Below are 25287 nucleotides of genomic sequence, written 5' to 3'. Positions count from 1 at the left end.
ATTACTTGTCGACATCTTTAGTTTTAGCATCTCGTACTTTTTTACGCTTTGGTCTAGCTTCATTATTTTGGTTCCAGTTTTCCCAGTTATAAGGACTAGAACCAGAATTTCTGCTCTTACTTTCATCATTTTTAGTAAAGTGGTTGATCAACCATATGATACCAATAATTACTAGAGCCGCGGGCAATATCATGAAAAATAAGTGGAATATGGCAAAAAGGACTCCCAAAATAACTATGGCCAGTAAAACTAAACAAACAATTCCCCAAAAACTCATCTAATCACCTACTCCGGGTTTTCCTGACTTAAAAGCCATTGCAAATATGCATATACAAATGGTTGCAGCTTACCATCCATTACACCACTTGTATCAGAAGTTTCATAGCCTGTGCGCAAATCTTTAACCAAATTATAAGGATGAAAAACATAGGATCTTATTTGTGAACCCCAGCCAATTTCTTTTTGGTCACCTTTAAGTTCCTGTTTATGCTTACGTTTCTTTTCTTCTTCTAAATGAAACAATTTTGCTCGTAATTCATTCATCGCAGTTTCCCTATTTTGCAACTGAGAACGCTGTGCCTGAGATGTAGTTACGATTCCTGTTGGCAAGTGAGTGATTCTAACGGCACTGGAAGTTTTATTGATATGCTGACCACCAGCACCACTTGAGCGGTAAACGTCAATGCGAAGGTCCTTAGGATTGATGTCGACCTTAATACTGTCATCAATTTCCGGGATAACCTCAACAGAAGCAAAGGAAGTATGTCTTCTTTTAGCTGAATCAAAAGGTGAGATTCTGACTAATCGGTGAACACCGTTTTCTGACTTCAATAAGCCATAAGCATTTTTTCCTGTAATCTTTGCACTGACACTTTTAAGACCTGCTTCTTCTCCAGGCTCGTAGTTATTAATTTCAAACTTGAAATTCCTAATATCAGCATAACGCTGATACATTCTAAGCAGCATTTGCCCCCAGTCCATAGCCTCAGTACCACCAGCACCAGGATGAATTTCAATTAGGGCATTATGACTATCATATTTACCGGATAAGAGCAAATCTAATTCGTAATCATGAAATTCAGTCTGCAACTGTTGTAAATCAGTTTCAACTTCTTTTTGTAAGTCACTATCAGGTTCATCCCGCAACAATTCTACTGCTGTTATTTCATTTTCATAATCAGACTTTAATTTATCAAAAGAATCGCGTTTTTCTTTTAACAAGTTTGTCTCACCGATTAGGCTTTGCGCTTTTTCTTGATCATCCCAAAAAGACGGGTCCTGCATCTTATTTTCATTAGCAATAATATTTTCAGTTATTGAATCTAAGTCAAAGAGACCTCCTAAAGTGGTCTAACCGCTTATTTAAACTATCTAATTCATTTTGAATTACACTTATTTCCATCTTTTAAAAATAGCTCCTTTATTTTTTAATAAAATTTCAGTAAAAAAGAGAAAGCAGCTGCTTTCTCTTCATCTTAACTATTAACGACTAAGATTTTGTCTAATTTCAGCTTTCATAAATAAACGAGTTACATCAAACTCAATATTTGAAATCATTTCTTCAAACATGTTGTAACCAGAATCCTGGTATTCAACTAACGGGTTAAGTTGACCGTAACCACGCAGACTAATTGATTGCCTTAATTGATCCATTGCATCTATATGATCAGTCCAGCGATCATCAACTACCCGCAAGATAACGACTTTTTCAAATTCAAGCATTTCAGAAGGATCAGCTAAAATTTCTTCTTTTTCTTCATAATTGGCTTCAACAAGATCATATAATTTTTGCTTTAAGTCAGATACGGTAATTGTTTTGAAATCAATTGCATCTGTTTCTTCTTCATTAGTTAAACTGGAAGAAATAAAGTCACGCAGAGAATCAAGACGCCATTTGCTGCGATCACCTTGCGTAAACATATCTACTTGACTATTAATGGTACGCCTAATCATTGGAATTAAAACATCCTTAAGTGACTTTTCTTCACCAATAACCTGCATCCGTTCACCGTAAATAATTTCACGTTGAATACGCATAACATCATCATATTGCAGAGTTTGCTTACGAGTATCGTAGTTATTACCTTCAACCCGCTTTTGAGCAGACTCAACTTGTCTGGTAATCAAACGACTTTCAATTACCTTGTCATCATCATTATCAGATAACCGGTCGAGGAAATCTTTGACTCTATCGCCACCAAAACGTTTCATCAAATCGTCTTCAAGTGAAAGATAAAAACGCGTAACACCAGGGTCACCCTGACGACCGGAACGGCCACGGAGCTGATTATCAATTCTGCGTGATTCATGGCGCTCAGTACCGATAACAGACAGTCCACCTAGTTCTTTGACACCAGGTCCTAGTTTAATGTCAGTACCACGACCAGCCATGTTAGTCGCAATAGTTACGGCACCACGTTGACCAGCATTCATAATGATCTGAGCTTCTTTAGCATGGTTTTTGGCATTTAAAACTGCATGCGGTATTCCTTCTTTGTCCAGTAAATTACTGAGTCGTTCAGAACTTTCAACCGCAACTGTACCAACTAGCACTGGCTGTCCTTTTGCATGACGCTCTTTTATTTCATTAACAACTGCCGCAAACTTCGATGACAAAGTTGGATAAAGAATATCAGGATTATCTATTCTAATTAACGGGCGGTTAGTCGGAATAGTAATAACCTGCATATTGTAAATTTCACGGAACTCTTCTTCTTCAGTTTTAGCAGTACCTGTCATACCGGCAAGTTTTTTATACATTCTAAAGAAGTTCTGGAAGGTAATTGTAGCCTGGGTCTTGGATTCTTCTTGAATCTTTACTCCTTCTTTTGCCTCAATAGCTTGGTGCAAACCATCAGAATAGCGCCGACCCTGCATCACACGACCAGTAAACGAGTCAACAATTAAGACTTCACCGTCTTGGACAACATAGTCAATATCTTTAAGCATAATGTAATTTGCTCTTAAAGCTTGGTCAATATGGTGCACCAGTTTTTGATTCTCAACGTCGTATAAATTTTTAAGTCCAAAATGATCACAAGCTTTCTGAATACCAGTTCTAGTTAAAGAAATAGTCTTGGTAGGCCAATCAATCTTGTAATCACCATAATCCTTGTCATCGTCTGCATCATCGTCACTCTTATCTTCTTGAAGAGTTTTGACAAAGCGGTCAGCACGAATATAGTCACCGTTAGCTTGTTCAGCTTCACCGGAAATAATTAATGGTGTTCTAGCTTCATCAATTAAAATTGAGTCAACCTCATCGATAATGGCATAGTTAAGTTTACGCTGAACCATTTGTTCTTTGTAAACAACCATGTTATCACGCAAATAGTCAAAGCCAAGTTCACCGTTAGTGGAATAAGTAACGTCACAGCTATATGCTTCTCGTTTTTCATCTGGAGACATTGCGTTCAGATTAAGACCAACAGTTAAACCAAGCCATTTATACAACTGGCCCATTTCTTCAGCGTCACGACTGGACAAGTATTCGTTGACAGTAACAACATGAACACCTTTTCCAGTTAATGCGTTCAAATATACTGGCATGGTTGCAGTCAAAGTCTTACCTTCACCTGTCATCATTTCAGCGATGTTACCATAATGCAGCGCAATTCCACCCAGAACCTGCACATGAAATGGATAAAGGCCTAAAACTCTTTTAGCTCCTTCGCGAGCAACCGCAAAGGCTTCAGGTAAAAGTGAGTCTAAGCTCTCACCATTTTTTATCCGGTCACGAAATTCAGGCGTTTTTGCCTGCAATTCTTCATCAGAAAGTTGGCCATACTCTTCTGCATGACTTTCAACTTTACTGGCAATTTTTTCAAACTTTTTCAGTTCTCTTTTATCGTTATTGTATAGTTTCTTTAAAATGTTTACCATTTAATCGATCCTTATATGTAGTTAAAGTATAAAAACACATGATAATTTTACCATGATTGCCGCCAAATGAAAAATAAACAAAACAAAAACCTCACACTAAATGTGGGGCCCTTGTTTGATAATACTATTCTTATTTTGTTTCAATCAAACCATAACGGCCATCATTTCTACGATAGACAACACTTGTGCCGTTAGTTTCACCGTCTTGGAAAACAAAGAAGTCATGCTCAAGCATATTCATTTGCAAAATAGCTTCTTCAGGACTCATGGGTTTTAAGCCGATTTGCTTATTGCGCACAATAGAAAATTCTTTACTCTCTTTGTCTTTGGTTTCTTCTTCGGCACTTTCAACAAAGAAGTCATTAATGCCTTTTTCACGACTCTTACGGTTCACACGGGTCTTATATTTTCTAATTTGTCTTTCAAGTTTTTCAGAAACAAAATCAATACTGCGATACATGTCGTCAGTAGTTTCTTCAGCTCTCAATACTAAGTATGGCAGTGGTATAGTTACCTCAACTTTAGCCTTGTGATCACGATACACCTTTAAATTAACGTGGGCAATCATATCTTGATTCAAATCGAAATACTTTTCCAATTTTTTCAAGCGCTTTTCAACATAACTTCTTAAAGCATCAGTTACCTCAATATTTTCACCACGGACATTATACTTTAACATATGAGATTCTCCTTTCAACTGCTTTTGCAGTCTTATGTTACCTATATTATAGCAAAATTATAACAAAACATGAAAGCGCTGAACAATTTAGTTTTATCTGCATAAGGTAAAACTACTAATTTTTGCATTAGGGAAAACTTCTGCCAGTGCATCCCGTGCATGATAAAGCGTTCTGCCCGTAGTATAAATATCATCTAATAAAAGTATCTTGCATTTCTGAAAGTTAATCGTAAAGTTTTTCTTAACAAAAAAACTTTGCTCACTTCTCAATCTTTCTGCGCGATTTTTTTCTCCTTGTGCACCTAGTCCTGCCTTCTTACCCAATACATGGGTTAATGAAACAAGATTACCATAAATTGAACTAATAGTATCAAATTGCCTTTGTGCAAGATGCTCTGGAGAAGTGGGCACGGGAACATAAAGATCAGCTTTAAATTTAGCCAGATCTTCCAGACATAAATCATGTAGTACTTTGTGCAAAGCATAATCGCCATACCGCTTATAATTAACCATTAGATCATGAAAAGACCTATTATATAAATATACGGAATGATTTTTTAATAATTTTTGTCCGTATATTTTCTGCCATTTAATGCAATCTGAACAAAATTTATCTTGGCTCAATTTGCCAAAGCAAATTGGACAGTGTTTATCAGGAATCCGCATATATTTACTTTGACAATTAGAACAGATGCATTTGGCTTCCTGCTTGTTCCAAGAGAATAATTCTACAAATGTCACTTTAGCAACAAAAAACTGACCGCACAGTAAGCACCTTCTCATTTGTTCATCTCACGAATTTGTTTCATCGCATCACGAATACTGTTAGTGTATTTATGATAACAAAATAAAACTAAACCACTGGGATCTGTTTTAGCCCGACCTACTCTGCCAGCTATTTGTACTAGGCTCGATGCAGAATAAATTTTATCATCCGCTTGAACAACAATTACCCAGACATGGTTAAAAGTAACGCCTCGTTCCAATATTGTAGTCGTCACTAACAACTGAATTTTTCCTGCCCGAAACTTTTCAACCTTTTCAATTCTATCTGTATCGTTTGCATGAACCCCAGAAATCTCAATCTTACTAAGTTTTGGATCCTTTTTTAAGGCATCAACATAAAGTTTTATTTGATCAATACGAGGTACAAAAAGCAGTAGTGGGTGGCCTGCTTGTATAACTTTCACAATTTCTTTAATGAGTCTAACATTGATTTTGTTTTGGTGCAGAAAAGGACGGAGAAACAATTTTTCTTTTGGTACAGGTAAAAGATTTCCATGGAACCTTCTTTTCAGCTTTAGTTTGCGTAATTTACCTTCTTCTACAGATACTAATAAGTCTTTAGTAGGCGTTGCAGTTAAGTAAACGCGTTGACCATTAGCACTAACCGCATTTTTCGCTGCAAAATGTAATTCTGAATTATGGGCATAGGGAAAAGAATCAGCTTCATCAATAACCAGTAGATCAAAAGCATGAAAAAACTTTAATAATTGGTGTGTCGTACAAATAGTTAATTGTTCTAGGCCTGGCTCTTGATACTCACGGCCATGATATTTACCGATCTTAATTTCACTAAAAGCTTTTTGAAAACGCGGATATAATTCGTTTACAACATCAATTCTTGGCGTGGCTATACAACATCTTTTTCCTTCTGCCAAACAATGTGCTATTAACGGAAATAACATTTCTGTTTTTCCTGCACCGGTTACTGCATGGACTAGTGAATCTCGACCATCTACATAATTTTTAGTTAATTTACGTGCAATTGCAGACTGTAGTGAGGTTAGTTCGCCCTTCCACGTTAATCCACCATTTGCTTTGAGCGAGAAATTTATTCTTTGTTCATTGCGAATTAAATAATCGCCTTCCACGATTCTTCCCAGACCAATGCACGCCCGGCAATATTTTTTGCCACTGGGCAATTTGGCATAAACCCTTGCATTGCAGCGCAAACAGCGACCATTTTTAATTGCCTCGACTTTGGTTAAGCCATCCTTTGTGCTAAAATCCATTTGACTACTAAGCCATTGGCGGCCTGCAAGATTTGAAATACTTTCCATTTTGTCCTCCAATGATAAATACGCAAAAAGGGCTGATTTTTTTGAATGAAAAAGAAAATTATTTGACCATTAAAGAAAATGGCCATCACGAATTAACGATTAAAAAAAGTCGCTTTATTACGACTCTAATTAGGACCTCAACCGTTGAAGAAGCTGAAAAAGCAATTGCAGCTGTTTCTAACAAATATCGTGATGCTACTCATAACACTTTTGCTTATACTATTGGCCTCAATGATGAGCACGTCAAAGCCAGCGACAACGGTGAACCCTCTGGTACGGCCGGAGTTCCCGAATTAAAAGCCTTGCAGTTAATGAAACTTAAAAATGTCACTGCAGTAGTTACGCGCTATTTTGGCGGAATAAAATTGGGAGCTGGAGGATTGATCCGGGCATATTCTAATAGTGTGACTAAGGCAGCCGAAGCTGTAGGTGTAGTTAAACGCGTTCAGCAACAAGGTGTTAAATTCGAAATTGAGTATAATAAATTCGATGAGGTCCAGCATTATCTTAAACAACAAAAAATCTTTATTGACAATATTGACTATGGCGTCAGCGTGACAATTTCAATTTACATTGATGAAAACAAATTAGAGAATTTAGAAAATGATCTTACCAATATTTTGTCCGGCAAAGTACAGTTTATTTTTCTTCCCAAAAGATATAACGAAATCGTTGTCACTCAACATAACTATCATGATCAATAAAAACATAATTCAATAACTATACGAAAAAAGAAGACAATCCACATTCAAGGAATTTGTCTTCTTTTTTTCTTATTGATTTTGGCAATAGTCAAATTGACCTTAAAACTAGTATCTTCCAAGCTTAATCTTTCTTTTTCTTTCTTAATTGCTCAGGCTTGTCTTGTCCGAGGTGCCAAACTTCCACAGTAGGATCTTTTTTACTGCGAGAATTAATCAGCTTTTGTGTCAAATTCATCAGCGGTTTATATTTTTCTCCTAAAAGACCAATAGATTCCACAAAAAACTCTAAAGCAACTGCCAGACCAGCAATTAAAACCCACATTCCCCACATTGGTGACAACAAAAACAAGAGAGAAATGAATGAAAAAATAAGTGACAAAGCATAAATCGTTAAAACAGTTTGTCTGTGGGTCAAACCCATTTTCATCAGTTGGTGATGCAAATGATGCTTATCGGCTTGCGAAACGGGACGGTTATTTAATTTGCGCCGAATCATGGCATAAATCGTATCTGTAATTGGAACGCCTAAAATAGTGACTGGCACTAACAGAGAGATAAAAGTCACATTTTTTAAACCTTTAAGTGAAAATACCGCAATCATAAAGCCAATGTATAACGCTCCTGTATCACCCAAAAATATTTTTGCGGGATGAAAGTTATAAGGTAAAAATCCCAATAGGCAGGCAGCAAGCATAAAACAGCCAATAGGTATGTATAATTGACCGGTATGCAGGAAGAAATAACCAACGATCCCCATGGTAATAAGTGAAATCATTGAAACCCCATCGGCCAAGCCATCAAGACCATCAATTAAATCAACTGCATTAGTTAAGGCCAATATCCAAAAAATAGTAATTGGTAAACTCCACCAGCCTAAATTTATTTGTTTATTAAGAAAGGGCAAATTTAAGACGTTCATCCTGATGCCGGCAAGGAAATAAATTACTAGAGCGCCAATAAAAATACCCAACATTTTTTGCCTTGGCTTTAGCTCCATAATATCGTCAATTATGCCGGTCAAGACAATCACACTAGATCCTAAAAGTATACTAAAAGCCTCATGAGTTGGGAATTGCTCCCGCAATAAAACAAAAGCGCCAATATTAAAGGTCACAAAAATACCCAATCCACCTAACGTTGGCATTGGTTTCTTATTTACCCTTCTCTTATTGGGAATGTCGACTGCACCTAATACAAAAGCTAATCTCCTAATAAAAGGCGTGATCGCAGCTTGTATAATCACTAAAAAGAATAATTCAACAATAATTTTAAACATAGTCGGCTACTTTCATTTATAGTTGCCTTAATTATACAAGCTGGAACAAAAATGCACAAATTAGGTTAATTGAACACTAGTTTTTTTAACAAAAAATTGTTATTTAAAATCAAAAAAGAACTGGGTTCAAATGAATCCAGTTCTAATTAATTCACAAAATATAAAAACTACATGTGAGAGGCAGCTGAACTTGCATCAGCCTCTTCTTTGACATTAGTTGCAGCACTTTCTCCAGCGATTCTTCCAAAAACAACAGCATTAGTAATGCCCATTCCACATCCAGGATAAGTCATTCCGCGCCAACCACCTGTGGTACTTCCTGCAGCATAAAGATTGTCTATCTTTTGATCAAAATTGTCCAAGACTTCAGCTTTAGTGTTAATAGCTAGTCCACCTGCCATGTCTGGAGTTGAGGGAGCCAGTTTAGCAGCATAAAATGGTGCTTTAAAAGCTGTTAAATCTTTTTGACGACCAAATTCTGTGTCTTCACCTTTAGTGACATCATTATTCCACTTTTTAATTGTTTGCTCTAATACCTCTGGATTTAGGTTAATCTGCTGGGCTAATTCTTGTATCGTATCAGCTTTCTTAAAGTAGCCATCTTCTACCTCACGTTTTAAATGTGGTGACGGAGCTGGTGCTGAAAAAGCAGCTGGCATTTCATTTGCCATGCCTTCATCAAAAATTAACCAAACGTAACCTTGATCAAGACTTGCGATTTTCTTAGAGGCATATTCAAAATACATATCTTCCCTAAAGTGTCTTTTAGCATCTGTGCCTATCCAAATATAAGGCTTTGTCCAGGCAGTACACAGAGGACCGATACAGACATTATCACCGGATTGCGTACCAATTGAGTTGGCTATTGGCATCCACATATTTTTTAACTTAGCGCCAATTTCAGCACCCATAGTGATACCATCACCCATTTGTCTGATTGAACCATATGATTCTCCAACAGCAAAATCAGGTGCAAAACTCTTAAGCATCTCTTTATTACGAGAAAAGCCTGCTGTAGCAATAATAACACTTTGAGCTCTGTAGTTACCCTTATTAGTATGTACACCAACTACATTATTATTCTCGTCAGTAATTAAGTTCTCAGCTGTAATATTAAAAATAAATTTTGTGCCAACTGCTTTTGCCTTATTGTAAAGCGGCTTTGACAAACCATAGCCACTTTTTTCGACAGTTAAATGAGACCTGGCTGCTGGAGTCGCATAGTCTTTCATTGCTTCTTCATTGCCAATTTCTTGGACTTCTTGAAAATTGACACCAACTTCACCAGCCAGCCATTCATAATCTTCTGCGCCATGTTCAACGATTGTTTCTCTCATGCCCGCATCTTCATAGCCTTGACCAACCGCTTTTAAATAATTATTCCAGTTTTCCTTGGTATCTTTTATTCCCTGAGATTTTTGCAAACTAGTGCCCCCACCAGCGTTGTAATAACCACCTGATAAAGTCATATCAGACAACATATAACTTGAAGTATATTCTAAACAAATTACTGAGGCACCTTTTTGCCTGGCAGTAATAGAAGCTGAAAGACCAGCAGCACCTGCACCAATTACCAAAACATCAGTTTGATCTTCAAATTGCAAATCATCTGGATTAACGTTACGGTAGTCCTCACCATTAACCTTTTTCTCAGTGTTTCTCAAATCAACTTTTTGATCAAGACCCCTGGGATCGCCAGCCTTTGAAACTGCATCTCTGACTGCTTTTTGGACAGCTTGAAAACTAATAGTTGCACCGGTGACTGCATCAATATTATATGACTGATGCTCAACAATTAACTTCGGTGCTTTTTTTAAGGCAGCAGTGCTTATACCAGAAGTTTCGTCTTGTTGATCAATTGTTACATCCGTAATTTTATTGTCTTTGACTGTTACCGAAACCTTGACTTCACCGCGATTACCAGAGCCTTGTCCTTGATAAATGCCATCTTTTAAATTTGCCATTTTTTATCCTTTCGTTAGAATCTAAGCCTGTTTCAACGCAGATTCAACTGCTTCTTTAAATGCACGACTTGATGCAGAAGCTCCAGAAACAGCATCTACGTTAGCTGTTTTCTTAGCTAGCATTTCTGTTTTCATTTTCTTAATTGCTTTTTCACCATAGTCAGGTGATTCGCTTTCTTTTAAAACTTCAATATTGCTTGGACGCTTATCACTGTCAACTGTTACTCGCACTATAATTTCGTTGCCCATACCACTTGAGGATTTACCAATATATTGATTTTCAGCAGTTGAATAGCTTTCTTCTTTTACATCCGATTCAGGAAATGCAGCATCAGCATTATTTTCACTAACACTGGCACCTGAAACAACTTGCTCATCTTTAATTTGGGCGGCATTTTCTCCAGCTATCTTACCAAATATTAAGCAGTCAGCCATGTCGCCACCGCCATTATATTGATTTGCTCCTATATGACCGAGTTCACCAGCTGCATATAGGTGTGGCAAAACTTTCTGATCTGTATCTAATACTTCAGCATTTTTATTTCGGCGTGGGCCACCCTGGGTGTTTAACATGGTGTGTTGTTGAGCTAACGAATAGAACGGACCTGTAAGTGCAATTTTGGTCATTGACTCTGGCTTACGTCCACATTGGTAATCAACTCCGCGATCAACGAAGAAATTATACGTGTTCAAAGTATTTTCTAAAACTGCCGGATCAACTTTTATTTCTTGAGCTAAGTCAGCGATAGTTTCTGACTTAACCACTTTGCTTAAAGCTTCCTTTTGAAATTCATCATTCTCTGCTGAGAATAGTTCATCGTATTTCTTCTGATCAAAAATCATATGAGGATGTACTTGGGCTAAAGGAATTCTCCAAATACCATGATTATAACGATGTCCATGACGGGTTGGATCGTCTTCTGCTACATAACGCGTCCCATCATCGCCAACTGTGATCAGTGATCCGCCAAATAATGCTTTCCAAGCCATAATGTTATGAGCTCTTTGGCCTTTGGGAGCAGCTAAATTAACAGTTCCACCTGGTTCATAATTATTCATGTGCCATAAATCCGCACCAACTTCTATGGCCATTTTGATGCCATCGCCATTGTTATAAAGCGTCCCATATGGCAGTAAATTAGTTTCACCTAAATAGTCCTGCACCATTTGTTCGTTATTTTCAAATCCACCTAGCGCTAAAACTACACCATTTTTTGCTTGGACGTTGAACAGCTTGCCTTTATTTTCAATCTGTACGCCGATAATTGTCTTATCCGTATCCTGGATTAAATGCTTTGCCGGTGTTGAATAAAGTACATCAATCTTGTCGCTGCGGTCTAAAACATTCTGGCGCAATTTCTTCCAAAGAGCGGCATCGAATATTTGATCATGTACTAACAAGTCGTCATTTGTATCTGCACCTTCAAATTCGGGATATTCAGCACTCATGTATGCCAACATAGCAACATTTTTGTTACCTGGATTATTTTTTACGCTAAATGCTTTACCACCCAGATATTTTTCAAAGTAATCCGGTAAATTAACCATCCCTTTTACAAAAGTTTCAAGCACCTGCTCATCTAAATCAAGTGGAACAGTCATTTTTTGATAATACTTTTTGAGCTTGTCATAATCATAACCTGCTTCAACAATCTGTCCACAATATCTGGTATTACCACCTTCATGTCCCTCTGGTGCACTATCTACTAAAAGGACTTTTGCTCCCTTATCTGCAGCAAAACGCGCTGCTGTAGCACCTGCTCCGCCAAAACCGATTACCACAACGTCATAAGTCACATTCCAAGACTCATTATCTTTTAAAAACATTTTGTTTTCTCCTAAATTAAATTGCATTAATACTATTAGATTGTAGAATTTTTTGTAGTCTGTACTCTCTGACCGTTAATCCAGACCATTTTTTAAAAGCCTTATAAAATGAAGCAACACTATTAAAACCGACTAAAAAACTTACTTCAGCAGTATTTAAATTTTTATCTTGAAGTAGGTTCTGTGCCAAAATTTTTTGCACAATACTGAGTTGCTTTTTAAATGTAGTACCCTCATTTTGCAGCCATCTTTGTAATGTCCGTGAAGAAATACTTAGCTCATTTGCTACATCTTTTAGCTGAAAATTACCCCCAGCAATCAGCTTAAAAAGAGTGTTTTGTACAACGGCTGAAATTGGAGGATTAATATTTAATTTTTTAATGTACTTTTTTAAACCGGGTTCAATAAAGTTCCACATTACATCGTTCTTAGTTATAAATGGTTGTTCTAAATCACACTTTCTAAACACCAAATAATTGTCTAAACTATTCTGAGCTTCAACACCTAAATAACTATTAATTTTTGATCCATATTTGTATTTGCTACCAATAGACACAGGGTTAATATTTTTATTTGTTCCTGCTCTAATCAGACTAACCAGAGAAATTTGATCAACTAGAAAACTAAATCGTGAGTATTTACGATATTGATCTAAATATCTAATATGGATTCTTAAATTTTCACCTTCTTTAAATCTTCCCATTTCGATTGGTCCTATAAGCTGCTGGTAAGTTGCCAAACGAGAAATTGCTTGTATTCCGTTTATGCTTGATAATGCAGCAAAATATGGAGGAACAAACTGGTAAAAATTTCGGACATCACTGCAAGCTAGCAACTGTTCATCGCTTGCTTTTCTATCAAGCACTTGAAATACATGCGAATTCTTAATCCACTTGGCATTGAGATATTTGTCCATAACGCTGGAATCAAGTAACCCAGAAATAGAATCAAATGGATATCCTAGCTCTTGCAAAAAATCTTTCAGCTCAACTGTTATTTTTAGATTCACAGCAGTTTCCTCCATTCAATTTTAATTGTATACCCTTTCATTTTAGCAAAATATGTCTCTTTACGATAATATATGTCAAAATACGCCACTTTTTAGTTAAATTTATAAAAAGAATCAAATAAAAAAGGCTGAATTTTTAAAATTCAACCTTATATTTTATTTCGCAATTGTTACAGCACGCTTTTCACGAATAACTGTTATTTTAATATTACCCGGGTAATCAAGTTCTTTTTCAATTTGGTTACGTATGTCTCGTGCCAATACTGTAATTCGATCATCTGAAATCTTATCAGGCTCAACCATTACGCGAACTTCACGTCCAGCCTGAATAGCATATGCCTGCTTAACCCCCTCATACCTGTTAGCTATTTCTTCCAGGTCAGTAAGTCTTCTAATGTAGTTTTCCAAACTTTCGCTTCTGGCACCAGGTCTTGCAGAAGAAATTGTATCCGCTGCAACTACCAGTTCCGCAATAAATGATAGTTTCGGCACATCCCCATGGTGTGCTGCAATTGCATTAACAACCACATCCGGCTCATGATACTTTCTAGTCAATTCCACACCTATTTCAACGTGTGAACCTTCAATATCATGGTCGACTGCTTTTCCAATATCGTGTAATAATCCCGCGCGAACCGCTAATTTTTCATTTAATCCAAGCTCCGCAGCCATTGTCCCAGCTAATTTTGCAACTTCAATTGAGTGACCCAAAACATTTTGGCCGTAGGATGTACGGTATTTAAGTCTACCCAATATTTTAACCAGTTCAGGGTTCATTTTATGAATTCCCAGCTCCATTAGAGCGCTTTCGCCAGCTTCGTAAATATCATCATTGACTTCTTTACGAGCTTTATCAACTGTTTCTTCAATTCTAGCTGGATGAATTCTTCCATCTTTAATTAAACGTTCCATTGCCCTTTTAGCAATTTCACGTCTAATGGCATCAAAACCACTTAGTGTCACAACTTTAGGAGTATCATCAATGATTAGATCTACTCCGGTAAGTGCTTCAAAAGATCTAATATTACGCCCTTCACGACCGATAATTCGACCTTTCATTTCCTCATTAGGCAAATCAACTACTGATACTGTGGTTTCGGCTACCGTATCAGCAGAACTGCTTTGGATAGCATCAATAATTATTTTACGTGCATAGTGATCCGCCTTGGCTTTCACTTCTGCATTACTATTACTAATCATTTCTGCTCGTTCTTTAACTAATTGATCTGACAATTGATTTAAAACAAGCTTTTGCGCTTGCTCCTTGTCCAAGTGAGCAACTTCATACAGCTTTTGTGTAGTCTGTTCGACTAATTCATCTGCCTTTTGCAACTTAGTGGTTAATTCAGTTTGCTTATTTTCTAGCTGTTCGTCTTTTTTAGCTAAATCATCCTCTTTTTCTTTTAGCAAAGAGTTTTTATGATCAAGAGTATCCTCTCGTTGCGTTAAGCGATTTTGATCACGTGCTATTGTATCACGTTTGTCGTTTAATTCATCTTCAACTTTTTGTCGATAATCTTGAATTTGTTCTTGAGCTTCAAGAATTTTTTCTTTTTTGGTGTTTTGCGCACTTTGTTTGATAGCGTCAGCTGCCTGCTTTTGTGCATTGACTTCTGCCTTAGCAGCATCGACTCGTGCTTTTGCTTCGGTTAAAATATGATCGGCATCGTTTTGAGCATTTTGGGCTTTCTTTTCCCAAATGTTTTTACGTATAACGTATCCTGCAACCATGCCTACTATAATTGAAATAATAGCAATCGCGACGGGAATCAAAAATTTATTCATCATGATTTCTATCGCCTTTTTTATTTTTTTAGATTATTCACACAATATTAATGATAAAGAACCACAGGGATTATGTCAAACGTCATGAAAAAAACCTCAACCAGTTTTCACAGGTCGAGGTCTATTTCCTCATAGTTAGCTACTTTTGCTGTCAGCTTCTTTTTTATCAGAAGCTTCCTTTTCTTTGCTTGCAACTTTCTTAGCTTTTTTCTCTTTTATTTTTTCCGGATCTTCCCTTTCAGCTACAGATTCTTCATCAATGCCGAAAGCCTGACGAACTTGTTTCTGAACGTCATCATAAACATCAGGATGATCTTCAAGATACTTTTTGGCATTCTCTCGTCCTTGCCCAATTCGTTCATCATGATATGAATACCAAGAACCTGCTTTAGCAATAATGTCCTTGTCAGCTGCCATGTCTAGAAGTTCACCACTTTGAGAGATACCTTTGCCGTACATCATATCAACTTCGGCAACTTTAAAAGGTGGAGCAACTTTATTTTTAACAACTTTGATTTTTACGCGATTACCAGTGATTTCACCACCAGTTTGTTTAATTTTTTCTGCTCTTCTAATTTCAAGTCGAATAGTGGCGTAAAACTTGAGTGCGCGACCACCTGGAGTAGTTTCAGGGTTACCAAACATAATCCCAACTTTTTCACGGATTTGATTAATAAAAATTGCTATGGTTTTGGTCTTATTAATATTACCTGAAAGTTTACGCAATGCTTGACTCATTAAACGAGCTTGCAGTCCGACATGACTGTCACCCATCTCGCCATCAATTTCAGCTTGTGGCACAAGTGCAGCAACTGAATCAACTACTAAAATGTCAATCGCACCACTCGTAATCAATGTATCCGCAATCTGTAATCCTTCTTCACCAGTATTTGGCTGGGATAAAATTAATGAATCAACATCAACACCTAGTGCTTCTGCATAAGCAGGATCCATGGCATTTTCAGCGTCAATATAAGCAGCGGTACCACCTCTTTTTTGCACTTCAGCGACCGCATGTAAAGCAACTGTCGTTTTACCAGAAGACTCTGGTCCATAAATCTCTACAATTCTACCACGGGGATAGCCGCCAACTCCCAAGGCCGCATCAAGAGCAAGCGAACCTGAAGGAACAGTCGAAATTTTGGTGTCGGCTTTATCGCCCATACGCATGACGGCGCCTTTACCAAAATTCTTTTCAATTTTCTTAAGTGCATTTTCCAACGCAGCTTGTTTTTCATCTTTGGCCAAGACTCTTGTCCTCCTATAAATAGTTTCATTATTTTAATACGTAATAATTATACTTTGCTTTAGTGTATATTTGCAAGAAAAAAGGCGAACAAATGTTTATTAATTTTATTCACAATAATAATTACGTAAAAATTGCCAAAAACTTTTTTAGTTTGCCTTTTTTAATCCCTTTGGTTGTAATATTTTCTGCAAAAAATTCAAAATGACGTCTGCTAAAATTGCCATTAATGCTGTAGGAAGAGCTCCGGCTAGTATAATTGCACTGCCGTTAGTAGCATTAGTGCCGCGAATAATAATGTCTCCTAAACCGCCAGCACCTACAAACGAACCAATTGATGTAATACCAATAGCTATAACTAAAGCATTTTTTAAACCTGCTATAATAACTGACATTGATAGGGGCAAACGGACCATGTAAAGCAGCTGCAACTTTGTCATACCCATTCCTTTACCGGAATCAATAACATTTTTATTAACATTACTCATACCAGTATATGTGTTTTTAATAATAGGCAAAAGTGAATAAAGCGTAACAGTTACAATAACAGTCATAACGCCCAAGCCCAAGCCAATCATTACAATGGACAACAGAGCCAAAGATGGAATTGTTTGGATAAAGTTGGCAATTTCAACAACAAAATCACCTAAATGACCATTGCGAGAAATAAAAATTCCCACTGGAATACCTATAATTGCAGCGAATAGGACCCCATAGATTGAAATGAGAAAAGTACGATTAAATTGTTCTAGTACATAACTGCCATTATGGACATAATAATAAATAAATTGCTGCCACAATGATAAATGAGACATTATTTCTCCCCCTTAAAGTAATTATGCTTTACTAAGAATTGATGTGCAACAATAGACGGCTCAAGCAACTTGTCATCAACTTGAAAATTCATTTTACGAATATCATGTACACTCACATTGCCAACTAGGCGTTTTAGTATCGGTTTTAATTCAGGATGCTCACGCAATAAATAATTATTAATTAACATCCCACAATTATATGGTGGAAAGAAATGCTTATCATCTTTTAGGAGATGTAAATTATAGCTGTCAATTCGACCATCTGTTGAATAGCCCAAAATAACATCCATTTTCCCACTATTCAAAGCAGAATAAACTAAACCAATGTTCATAGGATGGGCTTTAGCAAAAGTCATACCGTAAGCTGTTTGAAAAGCTGGATAACCCACTCCTGGAGCATTTACCCACTCGGATGCTACACCAAAAGAAAATTTGTCTTTAACTTTCTTTAAATCTGAAATTTTATAAAGATGATATTTCTTTTGATCTTTTGCTCTAACCATAAAGGCATAATTATTAGCAAAACCATAGGTATGCAAATAGGTTTGGTCCCATCTCTTTTTTACTTCTCTGCGAACTGTATCATTTGCCTTTTTGGAATCTTTAATCGCAGGTAGCAGCAAATTAGCTGTTAACTCGCCACCATCATACGCAGCTGCTTGAATATCAGCATCATGACGATACAAAGCCTGGTGCTGCATAGGTGCAGACCCCAAATTATTAACAATAGAGGTTTTATATGACGTTTCATGCTCAATTAGTTGGGCAACAATATTAGCCATAATTTGCGACTCAGTTGTTGTCAGTGCCGTAATTCTAATATTTTTTTCACTGCCCTCACTATCAGAAAGTCCAGGTAACCCACAAGCACTAGTAGTAAGCATTAGGAGCAAGGTGGTTATCATCAACAATATTTTTTGCAAATACTTTTTCACGATGAACACCTCCTTATATTCCCTTTGGAGTCAGCTTACGTTCCAGCTTTCCCAGTAGGTAATCCGTAAGAAGTGCCAAAATGATTACTGGAATCGTTCCTCCAAAAATCAAATCCGTTTGATAGAGGCTAAGTCCGTTAAAAATAAAGTCTCCTAAGCCGCCAGCTCCGATATACGAAGCCAGAGTTGCCCAGGCAATCACATAAATAGCAGAAAGTCTGATTCCTGCCATAATTACGGGCATAGCTAAAGGAATATCAACTTTTAAAATAAGCTGCATATTAGTCATGCCTAACCCCCGAGCAGAGTCAATTGTATCTTGATTAACATCAGTTAGTCCTACATATGTGTTACGTAAAATTGGCATTAAACTGTAAAGAAAAAGAGCAATGATTGCTGGTACTTTGCCAACACCAAAAAACGGTATCATGATTGCCAGCAAAGCCAAAGCCGGTATAGTTTGCAGCATACTGGCTATTGCTATTACCACTTTAGCAATTCGCTTAAATTTCATTAATACCACGCTTAAGGGAACTGCAACTATTATTCCTAACCCTAAAGAAATAGCAGAAATATATATTTGTTGCCAAGTTTTTACTAATAATTCTGAACCATGTTGTGCAAAAAAGGTTGACATTATTATTTCGCCTCTTTTTCTGAAGTATTTTGCAAGCGACTTTTATCGCCCCAAATTTTTTCATAAACAACATTTACTAAACTCGCACGGGTGACTATACCTACTAATTTTTTGTCTGAATCCGTTACAGGAATGTAACTCTTATTCCGACTCATAATCCGACTAAAATTATCACGCAGATATTCCTCAGGACCGACAGTGCCCAGTTTAGTAATCAAAATATCACTGACACTGCTTGCTTTAGGGTAATTCCTTTGTAAATCATCAATTGAAATGTAGCCCTTAAGGTGGTCGCCATTATCAACAACTAAAAGCGTGTCAACTCGATGCTCTTTCATCATGGTTAAAGCGTCAGTGAGCGAAGCTCCTAAATCAATTTTAGTTGGGTTAGTCAACATCACGTTTTTAACTTTTACAGTTTCATATTTTGCTTCTGACAAACGCTCTTCACCAATCAAGCTCTTAACGTAGTCATTTGCAGGATGATGTAGAATCTGGTCAGGTGTTCCTACTTGAATCAATTGCCCATCATGCAAAACAACTACTTTAGTTGCAAGCTTTAATGCTTCATCCATGTCATGAGTAACAAAAACAATTGTTTTGCCTAATCGCACTTGTAAATTTTGAATTAAATTCTGCAAACTTTCACGAGTTATTGGATCCAGTGCGCCAAAGGGCTCATCCATTAATATCAAATTTTGATTTGCCGCTAATGCACGCACAACTCCAATTCTTTGTTGCTGACCGCCTGATAACTCTGTAGGATATCTGTCTAAATATGACTCAGGTAATTCAGCCATTTTTATGAGCTTTTGCGCCTCACCAGCCAGCTTGTCCTTAGGCCACTTTAGTAATTTGGGTACTAGAATAATATTTTCTCTGATGGTCATATGAGGCATTAATCCATTATTTTGAATAACATAACCTATATGCCGCCGTAAATTAACTGGGTTAAAACTTTTGACATTCTTGCCCTCAACAAGCACTTCACCCTTAGTCACACTATTCATGCGATTTATCATACGCATTAAAGTGGTTTTTCCTGAACCGGAGGTACCAATCAGGCAGCAAAAATCACCTTTTTCTATTTTGAAACTAATATGTTTTACAGCTGCATTTTTCATCTTAGGATATATTTTTGATACATCCCTAAATTCAACTGCTGGTACTTTTTCTACCATAAAATTTCCTCCTTTTCCAATATTCCCTAAATCTAATCCTAACAAGTAAATGTAACTTAATCAACAATCAGCATTTTTTGCAGACTTTTATATTTAAAATCATGCACAAAAAAGCACCACTTATAGTAGTGCTTTTTCCTAATTTAACCTATCATTAAATTTACATTGAACCTTCAAAAACATCCCATGAGCTGTGGAAATAGTCCCAACCTGAGTAAATGGTAAAAATTAATGCAATGTATAACAAAATTGTTCCTATGTGATAGAAGTCCCCGATTAACAAGAAAATAATTGATAGCATCTGGCAAGTTGTTTTAATCTTACCGGGCATAGCTGCAGCCATAACCTGGCCTTTATTTTCTGCCAATATTAAACGCAAACCTGTTACTGCCAATTCACGACAAACTATAATTGCGATGACCCATGCTGGAGCTAGATTTAGCGAAATTAACATTATAAAAGCAGTCATAGTCAGCATTTTATCTGCGAGCGGGTCTGCAAATTTACCAAAATTGGTAACTAGATTACGTGATCTCGCTATATGCCCATCAAACCAATCGGTTGCAGATGCAACTGCAAAAACAACAGCAGCAATGACTAATTTCCAATAAACAGTTGTTCCTGCTACTTTAACGCTGGCATCGCCACCAAAAATGACAATTAACATAAAAACTGGTATTAATAATATTCTAAAAACCGTTAACTTATTAGGTAAATTCATTCTTAACTTTTCCTCCCAAAATAGTTATCTTTCATTATTTTCATTCCCACTGGAAGAATTACTTCCAGAATGACCAGATTCACTACTGTGATCATTATTATTTGACTGATTGCCGTCATGACTCGACTGACCATTTTGATTACTCTGGTTATTATTTTGATTATCTTCTTGGTTATTGGTTGAACTAGAATGATTATTGTCATTAGTATTATCGTTATTGCTATGACCGCCAGTTTGATTATGACTCTGATTTTGATGATTTGAGTTACTATGTTCAGAATTATAATTAGTGGTTCCAGAATTATTCTGACCATTTTGAGTTTGATTACTCTGACTGCTATGACGTTTACCGATATAGAAAGTCAAAGTGAGATTCGAATTCTGAGAATTATAAGGAACTTTCTTACCACCGATTGTAATTGAAGTTCCAATAGCATTACTGAATGTAACGACAACTGTTTGAGCAGTTTCAGGAATCCTTAGTGTATGCTTTTGACCAGCAGTCAGCGTTTGACCACTTTGGTTAACTCCATTCATTGCAATAGAAACTGTAGTAGCCTGATCACCAGCTCGCACGACTAAGTTGCGATTAGTTTTTAGGCCAGTAATCTGAAATTGATTTGCCGCTAATTCTTTGATTTTAACGCTTTTCTTTTTAGGTTTTTTTACCTTTTGACGCCGTTTGCCATTATCTGAAGAAACAGATACATCCCCAGCAGTATTGTTATTTTGATTGCGGCTAGAAGAAAAGTGGGCATAAACAACATAGCATACCAAAACAACGACTATTATTCCTAAGCCAACAATAATTCGCGGCAGGTAATCCTGCCATATTTTTTTCTTGCTACTAGTTGTTTTACGGACTTCTTCACTTTTGTTGTCAATCGAATCTTCGACAAATTCATCAGGCTCGGCCTTAGGTATATCCTCATGGTATTCACTTAACAGCTTTTTACCATCTAAACCGACTATCTGGGCATACTGTCTGATAAAAGCTCTTACATAAAAATCTCCAGGAAGTTTATCAAAATCGTTTTGCTCAATTGCCGTCAGATATCTGCCTTGAATTTTGGTTGCTTTTTCAATATCTTCAATTGAAAGTCCCTTAGCCTCTCTGGCACTGCGTAATTTATCTCCGATATCTGCCATAGTTACCTCTTTAAATTCTAAATTTACTCTTTGAGTATAACATATACTACATATTATTTTTACATTTAAATGAGCCAGCCACCACTAACATAAATGGTCTGTCCAGTTAAATATCCAGAATTCACATCAAGTAGAGTCCTAACCCAATAGGAAATATCTTTGCCTTCTGCTAAACGTCCAACAGGTATTTCGCCTCTAACTTCTTCCATTGCTTCAGGTGCTAATATTGAATTCATTGCTGTGTTGACTGCACCTGGTGCTACAACATTCACCGTGAGATTAGCTGAAGCGACTTCACGGGAATATGCTTGTGCGAAACGTTCAAGGCCAGATTTAGAAGAACTGTAGACAGCTTCCATAGCGCTACCTGAACCACCATAAACTGAACCTAAATAAACGATACGACTATAATCATTTTTTATCAAATGAGGCTCTAATAATCCTGTTAGTTTAATTGGTGTAGCCAAATTTATATGCAAAACATCATCAATTTTTGCCATATTTTGACTACTAACAAAATTATAATCTGTAATCCCTTGAGCAAATACCACAGCATTTACTGGCAAAAGATTATTCACAAATTCTTTTAACTCATCATTTTTAGCCAAAAAATCCAATTTTATAGGAATAAAGTCCTGACCAGGATATTTCTGACTCATTCCTTCAGCCATAGTATAGGCTTTTTGCCAATTTTGACTGCAATGAACATAAAGAGACCAACCAGCTTGGGCTAAGTCAGCACAAATAGCTTGACCAATGCCTCCTGTTGCACCAAATACAAGCGCTCGCTGCAATTAAAACATTCCTTTTATTTTTAAATTGTATGAAGATGACCATATAGCTAAACTATTTTTAAAAAATAAATCCAGTTATGCATTCATATTCGATTATATTTTAACATTATTTTTTGGCAAGTTTGAACTAATAAAGCGACACGATAAACTTTCTTAAAAATTAGCTTTTGCTTTCATCTTTTTTGGGCGGTAATAATACCTGACGAGGTTTTGAACCTTCAGACGGTCCTACAATGCCTTTTTCTTCCATCGCGTCAACAATTCGGGCAGCACGATTATATCCTATGCGAAACTTTCTTTGTAGGAGTGACACACTAGCTGTTTGTTGCTGTCTGACCAGTTCAACAGCCTGATCATAATATTCATCTTCTGGTTCGTCATCTTGTTTCTCAGAATTTTCTTGACCTTTTTGCGGAATCATACCTTGGTCATATTCAGGCTTTTGTTGCTTCTTTACCCACGAAATTATTTTCTCAACTTCACTAGAAGAAACATAAGCACCCTGAATACGTTCAGGCTTAGAGGCTCCGACCGGCATGTACAGCATGTCTCCTCTGCCGAGCAGTTTCTCGGCACCAGTTTGGTCTAAAATTGTTCTCGAGTCAATACCACTTGAAACAGCAAAAGAAATGCGCGATGGTACATTTGCCTTAATTAAACCGGTAATAACATCAACACTCGGCCTTTGAGTAGCCAGAATCATATGAATTCCTGCAGCACGAGCCATTTGCCCTAAGCGGACAATTGCACCTTCAACATCGCGCCCACCAACCATCATCAGATCACTAAGCTCATCAACTACGACCAAAATATATGGTAATGGTTTCATTGCAGGCTTAGATTTATCTTGATTATTAAGTTGAACCTTATCATTAAACTCACCCACATTACGGACACCACTTGCAGCAAATAGTTTATAGCGCCGTTCCATTTCCTTAACAGCTTTGCCTAAAGCATTCGCAGCTAACTTAGCATCTGTAACTACTGGTATCAACAAATGTGGAACACCATTATAAACAGAAAGTTCAACCATCTTAGGATCGATTAAAATCAACTTAACTTGATCCGGCAGTGCCTTCATTAATATACTCGTTAAAATGGTATTGATGGCAACAGACTTCCCAGAACCTGTTGAACCAGCAATGAGAAGGTGAGGCATCTTAGTTAAGTCAGCTGAAATCGTTTGTCCGCTAACATCCTTGCCCAAAGGCACTTGCATAGGATCTTTCTTAGCTTTATTATCTTGACTCTGCATTACATCTTTAAAAGCAACGACCGAAGTGTTTTTATTAGGCACCTCTATACCGATATATGGCTTGCCGGGTATAGGTGCTTCTATTCTGATATCTTTTGCAGCTAAGGCCAGAGCCAAGTCATCTGCTAAATTTACAATTCTGCTAACTTTAACCCCAACAGCCGGCTGAACTTCATACCGTGTAATTGTAGGTCCTAAAATCGCTTTTTTAATTATTACTTTGACTCCAAAACTTTTAAAAGTAGACTGCAAGATTTGCGTATTTTTGCGAATGAGAGCCTTATCAGTACTTTGGTCAATGTTCTTAATGCTATCAAGTAAGGCTATGGGTGGCTTTTGATAGTCTGGACTAACTTTTTGGTCTTGCTTAAGTTCGCCATGATCTATAGATCCTAATTCTTGCTTAATTTTTCTATCTTCTTCAGCAAAAGAATGTGATTTGGGTAAATTGCTACTAGAACTAGTTGCTTTTCTCCCTTTTTGACTATCATTTTGACTGGCCACCTGAATCTGTGGCTCAACTGGAGCATGCTCTGGCATATCACCAAATTCAGATTCATTTGCAACTGCATCGTCAATATCCTGATTATCTGCAAATCCCTCAGAAGACTGGTCATTTACGGCAAAATCATCAACATCGGGAAAAACCATATTTTTAGAAGTCGACGTCTCCTGTGAATTCTGAGATTGTTTCTCAGAGATTTTCTGCTGCTTTTTCTCTCTGAAGGAACCGTATTTGTTTTTTATTTTCGTGCCGGCCGCTTTATTTTTATTAATAAAAAGCTGACTAACCTGCTGAAATTTTTGGATTATCGTGGCAAACTTTACATCAAAGAACATTAAAATGCCGCATGGAATCAATAAAATCGCAACTACACGCAATCCTATATGGCCTAGTAAGGGATAAAATATTTGGTAACATAATGCGCCAATGACTCCTCCACCAACATGTTTGGTAACAGCCATTCGGCCAAATTCGGCAGATATTTCATGCCAGAATGCATTCATAAACGCATTATTTACAAATTCACTTTCAAAATAAACGCTGCTCTGAATTAATAAAAATCCGAGTATTGCAAAAAACAGGCCACAGCTGCGTTTAAATTTAAAGTGCATCGGCTTGTTGTAAATTAGCATGACCAGACCAAAAATAATGCAAATCCAAGCTGCTAATAAATAGGAATCTCCGAAGAAGAAACGAAAAATATTAGCAACTTGTTTACCTAAAATGCCATATTTAACAAATGCCAAAACTGAAATAATAATTTGTATCAGTCCAACAATTGCCCAGGTAATTCCAGTATCCTGATTTTTCTTATGAGATTTAGTGGTTTTTCTCCTCTTCTTTTTAGGCATAATACTACC

The 25287-nt window shown here is 36.9% G+C and carries 21 protein-coding genes; 1 reads left to right on the top strand and 20 read right to left on the bottom strand.

What is annotated here, in order from left to right; genetic code table 11:
- Position 1 precedes the first annotated feature (1 nt).
- From ACZ2M0_RS01950 to ACZ2M0_RS01925, 6 genes are all read right to left on the bottom strand, one after another.
- Positions 2-277 (bottom strand): hypothetical protein, encoded by a 276-nt coding sequence (locus ACZ2M0_RS01950; protein WP_490058313.1) that lies wholly within the window; start codon positions 275-277, stop codon positions 2-4.
- 8 nt (positions 278-285) lie between these two features.
- A protein-coding gene (gene prfB, locus ACZ2M0_RS01945; RefSeq protein ID WP_490058312.1) for a peptide chain release factor 2 occupies positions 286-1402 on the bottom strand; the annotation gives its coding sequence in 2 pieces (ribosomal slippage) (positions 286-1329 and positions 1331-1402; 1116 coding nt in all).
- Between the two features lie 80 nt (positions 1403-1482).
- Positions 1483-3882, bottom strand: coding sequence for a preprotein translocase subunit SecA (gene secA / locus ACZ2M0_RS01940; protein WP_490058311.1), 2400 nt, complete (start codon positions 3880-3882; stop codon positions 1483-1485).
- 130 nt (positions 3883-4012) lie between these two features.
- A complete protein-coding gene (hpf, locus tag ACZ2M0_RS01935) occupies positions 4013-4561 on the bottom strand; it encodes a ribosome hibernation-promoting factor, HPF/YfiA family (RefSeq protein ID WP_046331867.1) in 549 nt (182 codons plus the stop codon).
- 93 nt (positions 4562-4654) lie between these two features.
- Complete coding sequence (locus ACZ2M0_RS01930; protein ID WP_490058310.1) at positions 4655-5074, bottom strand: ComF family protein; 420 nt, start codon at positions 5072-5074, stop codon at positions 4655-4657.
- A 266-nt stretch (positions 5075-5340) separates the two neighbouring features.
- Positions 5341-6624, bottom strand: coding sequence for a helicase-related protein (locus ACZ2M0_RS01925; RefSeq protein WP_490058309.1), 1284 nt, complete (start codon positions 6622-6624; stop codon positions 5341-5343).
- A gap of 41 nt (positions 6625-6665) precedes the next feature.
- Between ACZ2M0_RS01925 and ACZ2M0_RS01920 the strand changes: the two genes are divergently transcribed.
- Positions 6666-7328, top strand: a complete 663-nt coding sequence (locus ACZ2M0_RS01920) for a YigZ family protein (RefSeq protein ID WP_490058308.1) — start codon at positions 6666-6668, stop codon at positions 7326-7328.
- Positions 7329-7449: 121 nt separating this feature from the next.
- Here the strand turns inward: ACZ2M0_RS01920 and ACZ2M0_RS01915 are convergent, their stop codons facing one another.
- The 14 genes from ACZ2M0_RS01915 to ACZ2M0_RS01850 form a co-directional block, all read right to left on the bottom strand.
- Positions 7450-8604, bottom strand: a complete 1155-nt coding sequence (locus ACZ2M0_RS01915; protein ID WP_223902519.1) for a glycosyltransferase family 4 protein — start codon at positions 8602-8604, stop codon at positions 7450-7452.
- Between the two features lie 167 nt (positions 8605-8771).
- Entirely contained in the window at positions 8772-10568 is a 1797-nt protein-coding gene (locus ACZ2M0_RS01910) for an FAD-dependent oxidoreductase (protein ID WP_490058307.1), read from the bottom strand.
- 21 nt (positions 10569-10589) lie between these two features.
- The gene (locus ACZ2M0_RS01905; RefSeq protein ID WP_490058306.1) at positions 10590-12395 is read right to left on the bottom strand and encodes an FAD-dependent oxidoreductase; all 1806 of its coding nucleotides are present in this window, start codon (positions 12393-12395) and stop codon (positions 10590-10592) included.
- Between the two features lie 16 nt (positions 12396-12411).
- Entirely contained in the window at positions 12412-13404 is a 993-nt protein-coding gene (locus ACZ2M0_RS01900; protein WP_490058305.1) for a helix-turn-helix transcriptional regulator, read from the bottom strand.
- A 156-nt stretch (positions 13405-13560) separates the two neighbouring features.
- The gene (gene rny / locus ACZ2M0_RS01895) at positions 13561-15189 is read right to left on the bottom strand and encodes a ribonuclease Y (protein WP_490058354.1); all 1629 of its coding nucleotides are present in this window, start codon (positions 15187-15189) and stop codon (positions 13561-13563) included.
- Positions 15190-15324: 135 nt separating this feature from the next.
- On the bottom strand, positions 15325-16437 hold the full coding sequence (gene recA / locus ACZ2M0_RS01890) for a recombinase RecA (RefSeq protein WP_034977431.1): 1113 nt from the start codon (positions 16435-16437) through the stop codon (positions 15325-15327).
- Between the two features lie 147 nt (positions 16438-16584).
- The gene (locus tag ACZ2M0_RS01885; RefSeq protein WP_045927786.1) at positions 16585-17250 is read right to left on the bottom strand and encodes an ABC transporter permease; all 666 of its coding nucleotides are present in this window, start codon (positions 17248-17250) and stop codon (positions 16585-16587) included.
- Complete coding sequence (locus ACZ2M0_RS01880) at positions 17250-18155, bottom strand: osmoprotectant ABC transporter substrate-binding protein (RefSeq protein WP_490058353.1); 906 nt, start codon at positions 18153-18155, stop codon at positions 17250-17252. The genes ACZ2M0_RS01885 and ACZ2M0_RS01880 overlap by 1 nt, the downstream gene beginning before the upstream one ends.
- A 43-nt stretch (positions 18156-18198) precedes the next feature.
- Positions 18199-18822, bottom strand: coding sequence for an ABC transporter permease (locus tag ACZ2M0_RS01875; RefSeq protein WP_223902514.1), 624 nt, complete (start codon positions 18820-18822; stop codon positions 18199-18201).
- A gap of 2 nt (positions 18823-18824) precedes the next feature.
- Complete coding sequence (locus ACZ2M0_RS01870; protein ID WP_490058304.1) at positions 18825-20003, bottom strand: ABC transporter ATP-binding protein; 1179 nt, start codon at positions 20001-20003, stop codon at positions 18825-18827.
- Between the two features lie 160 nt (positions 20004-20163).
- Positions 20164-20724, bottom strand: a complete 561-nt coding sequence (pgsA, locus tag ACZ2M0_RS01865; RefSeq protein ID WP_223902512.1) for a CDP-diacylglycerol--glycerol-3-phosphate 3-phosphatidyltransferase — start codon at positions 20722-20724, stop codon at positions 20164-20166.
- A gap of 24 nt (positions 20725-20748) precedes the next feature.
- Positions 20749-21873, bottom strand: coding sequence for a helix-turn-helix domain-containing protein (locus tag ACZ2M0_RS01860; RefSeq protein WP_490058303.1), 1125 nt, complete (start codon positions 21871-21873; stop codon positions 20749-20751).
- Between the two features lie 65 nt (positions 21874-21938).
- Complete coding sequence (gene ymfI / locus ACZ2M0_RS01855; RefSeq protein WP_490058302.1) at positions 21939-22667, bottom strand: elongation factor P 5-aminopentanone reductase; 729 nt, start codon at positions 22665-22667, stop codon at positions 21939-21941.
- 160 nt (positions 22668-22827) lie between these two features.
- A complete protein-coding gene (locus ACZ2M0_RS01850; RefSeq protein ID WP_490058301.1) occupies positions 22828-25278 on the bottom strand; it encodes an FtsK/SpoIIIE family DNA translocase in 2451 nt (816 codons plus the stop codon).
- Between the last annotated feature and the right edge of the window lie 9 nt (positions 25279-25287).

This window comes from Lactobacillus sp. VURO6/B1 (VP7), assembly GCF_058139575.1.
This window is presented reverse-complemented; position numbering and strand designations above follow the sequence as displayed.

What these genes read in the sequence shown, in the direction of transcription:
- ACZ2M0_RS01950 (WP_490058313.1), bottom strand. Translation starts at nt 277, where the DNA reads ATGAGTTTTTGGGGAATTGTTTGTTTAGTTTTACTGGCCATAGTTATT.
- secA (WP_490058311.1), bottom strand. Translation starts at nt 3,882, where the DNA reads ATGGTAAACATTTTAAAGAAACTATACAATAACGATAAAAGAGAACTG.
- hpf (WP_046331867.1), bottom strand. Translation starts at nt 4,561, where the DNA reads ATGTTAAAGTATAATGTCCGTGGTGAAAATATTGAGGTAACTGATGCT.
- ACZ2M0_RS01930 (WP_490058310.1), bottom strand. Translation starts at nt 5,074, where the DNA reads ATGGTTAATTATAAGCGGTATGGCGATTATGCTTTGCACAAAGTACTA.
- ACZ2M0_RS01925 (WP_490058309.1), bottom strand. Translation starts at nt 6,624, where the DNA reads ATGGAAAGTATTTCAAATCTTGCAGGCCGCCAATGGCTTAGTAGTCAA.
- ACZ2M0_RS01915 (WP_223902519.1), bottom strand. Translation starts at nt 8,604, where the DNA reads ATGTTTAAAATTATTGTTGAATTATTCTTTTTAGTGATTATACAAGCT.
- ACZ2M0_RS01910 (WP_490058307.1), bottom strand. Translation starts at nt 10,568, where the DNA reads ATGGCAAATTTAAAAGATGGCATTTATCAAGGACAAGGCTCTGGTAAT.
- ACZ2M0_RS01905 (WP_490058306.1), bottom strand. Translation starts at nt 12,395, where the DNA reads ATGTTTTTAAAAGATAATGAGTCTTGGAATGTGACTTATGACGTTGTG.
- rny (WP_490058354.1), bottom strand. Translation starts at nt 15,189, where the DNA reads ATGAATAAATTTTTGATTCCCGTCGCGATTGCTATTATTTCAATTATA.
- ACZ2M0_RS01885 (WP_045927786.1), bottom strand. Translation starts at nt 17,250, where the DNA reads ATGTCTCATTTATCATTGTGGCAGCAATTTATTTATTATTATGTCCAT.
- ACZ2M0_RS01880 (WP_490058353.1), bottom strand. Translation starts at nt 18,155, where the DNA reads ATGATAACCACCTTGCTCCTAATGCTTACTACTAGTGCTTGTGGGTTA.
- ACZ2M0_RS01875 (WP_223902514.1), bottom strand. Translation starts at nt 18,822, where the DNA reads ATGTCAACCTTTTTTGCACAACATGGTTCAGAATTATTAGTAAAAACT.
- ACZ2M0_RS01870 (WP_490058304.1), bottom strand. Translation starts at nt 20,003, where the DNA reads ATGGTAGAAAAAGTACCAGCAGTTGAATTTAGGGATGTATCAAAAATA.
- pgsA (WP_223902512.1), bottom strand. Translation starts at nt 20,724, where the DNA reads ATGAATTTACCTAATAAGTTAACGGTTTTTAGAATATTATTAATACCA.
- ACZ2M0_RS01860 (WP_490058303.1), bottom strand. Translation starts at nt 21,873, where the DNA reads ATGGCAGATATCGGAGATAAATTACGCAGTGCCAGAGAGGCTAAGGGA.
- ACZ2M0_RS01850 (WP_490058301.1), bottom strand. Translation starts at nt 25,278, where the DNA reads ATGCCTAAAAAGAAGAGGAGAAAAACCACTAAATCTCATAAGAAAAAT.